This is a genomic window from uncultured Brevundimonas sp. (assembly GCF_937870815.1).
GTDB lineage: Bacteria > Pseudomonadota > Alphaproteobacteria > Caulobacterales > Caulobacteraceae > Brevundimonas.
Window position 1 is genome coordinate 1 of the sequence record NZ_CALMZS010000165.1, and the last position, 2271, is coordinate 2271.

2 protein-coding genes are annotated in these 2271 nt (G+C 71.9%); both read right to left on the minus strand.

What is annotated here, in order from left to right:
- Positions 1 to 977 (minus strand): N-succinylarginine dihydrolase (locus tag Q0588_RS10845; protein ID WP_298745965.1); only part of this gene is annotated, 977 nt, incomplete at its 3' end.
- Positions 978 to 1137: 160 nt separating this feature from the next.
- Positions 1138 to 2271: succinylglutamate-semialdehyde dehydrogenase (locus Q0588_RS10850; RefSeq protein ID WP_298745966.1), on the minus strand; the 1134-nt coding region annotated here is incomplete at its 5' end.

The following is a 2271-nucleotide window of genomic DNA, read 5'->3' on the forward strand; positions in this document are numbered from 1 at the left end:
GTCTCGGTCGGGCAGATCAGGGTCAGGCGGTCCTCGCCGGGAATCCGCACCAGCATGGAGTTGAACAGATAGCTGGAGATGGCGTCGGCCAGCGGCAGGTCGGCGGCGGAGACCTCGACGAAGACCGGCTCGAACCGGCCGTCGGCGGCGCGGCGGACGGCGTCCAGCGTCCGGGCCGTATGCTCGAAGGCGAGCTCGTGGAAGAACAGGGTCTCCAGCGCCCCGACGCAGACCACGTCATTGTGAAAGGTCCCGCCGGCGATGGCGGCGGCGGACTGGCGGGCCAGCACCACGCCCGAGGCGCCGTGGCGGCGGGCGATGGCCTCGGAGGCCTCACGGGTCTGGCGGGCCGGATACGCCCCCTGCCAGTGCTCCCAGGCCTCGCGGCCCCAGACCAGCAGATTGACCCCCGGCTCGCCGTGGTCGGCGCACAGGCGGACATGGTTGGCGGCGCCCTCGTCGGCGAGGTGGGCGACCGACGGCAGGGCGTCGTGGACCGTGAACCGGGCCGGGTCGGGAAACAGGGCGTCCAGCGACCGCTTCGTCTGCCGGTGCTCCAGCGAGCGGTGCAGGTTGGTGACAAGATTGGCCGGGGTGAAATGCACCCGGCCGTCGGCGGCGTCGGCGCTCGGCGTCACCGTGGCGGCATTGGCGGCCCACATCGGCGAGGCGGAACAGGCCGCGGCGGCGAACGACGGCGCCTCCCTCCACGCCGCTTCCAGCACGGCGGCGTCGGCGCCGGTGAAGCCGAGGCCGCGCAGGAAGGGAATGTTCGGCCGCTCGTGCGGCGGCAGCACCAACTGGGGCAGGCCGAGGTCGGCCAGCCGCTTCATCTTGTCGAGGCCCTGCAGCACCGCCGCGCGCGGGTTCGACGCCTCGCCCTTGTTCAGGCTGGAGGCCAGATTGCCGGGCGACAGGCCCGCATAGGAATGGGTCGGGCCGATCAGGCCGTCGACATTGGCTTCGATGGCGGTCACCGTGCCCTCTCCCAAAGGGAGAGGGAGGCCGCGCACGGATGCGTCAGCATCCGTCCTTGCGTGGGCGGGTGAGGGGTTACGGTGCGTCCCGGGTGAGAGCGAAACCCCTCACCCTCCCACCGCTTCGCGGCGGGCCCCTCCCTCTCCCTTTGGGAGAGGATCATGGTCTTAGCCCCTTGATCTCGCTCTCGATATTCTTCACCGCCCCCGCCTCGAAACTGGCCACCGGATAGGCGCAGTAGTCGGCGGCGTAATACGCGGACGGGCGGTGGTTGCCGCTCGCGCCGAGCCCGCCGAAGGGCATATCGCCGGCGGCGCCGGTGGTCGGGCGGTTGAAATTGACCACGCCGGCGCGGATGCGGCGGATGAAGTGCTCCCAGTTGGCCGGGTCGTCGCTGACCAGACCGGCGGACAGGCCGTAGCGGGTGGCGTTGGCCTCGGCCACGGCGGCCTCGAACGACGACACCCGGGTCACCGACAGGAAGGGGGCGAACATCTCCTCGTCGGGGACGGCGACGCCGGTGACGTCGATGATGGCGGGCCTGACGAAGGCGCCGGGCAGGTTGTCGACCGGACCGGAGGCGCGGATCACCTTCGCCCCCGCGTCGATGCGGTCCTGCAGCGCCGTCAGCGCCGCCTCGGCCGCCCTCGCCGAGATCAGCGGCCCGGCATAGGGCTCCGGGGTCGAATTCCACGGCGCGAGGATCAGCCGATCAACCATTGATTCCACCGCCGCGACGATGGCCTCGCCCTGCGGGCCCTCGGGCACGATCAGGCGGCGGGCGCAGGAACAGCGCTGGCCGGTGGTGACGAAGGCCGACTGGACCACGATCCCCGCCACGGCCTCCGCATCGGCCGCGTCCCAGACCACCAGCGGATTGTTGCCGCCCAGTTCGAGGGCGAGAATCACATGCGGATCGTCGGCGAATTTGCGCCGGAACTGCGCCCCCGCCGCGCCGGAGCCGGTGAACATCAGGGCGTCGATGCCGCTGTCGAGCAGGATCGCGCCGGTGTCGCGCCCGCCCTGCACCACATTGACCACGCCGGTCGGCAGGTCGGCGGCCTCGAAGGCCTCGGCCATCAGCCGGCCGGTCAGGGGCGTCTCCTCCGACGGCTTGAACACCACGGTGTCGCCGGCCAGCAGGGCGGGGACGATGTGGCCGTTGGGCAGGTGGCCGGGGAAGTTGAACGGCCCCAGCACCGCCGCCACCCCGTGCGGCCGGTGGCGCAGGACGGCCTGGCCGAAGCCGGTCTCGGCGGTGCGCTCGCCGGTGCGCTCGTCATAGGCGCGGAT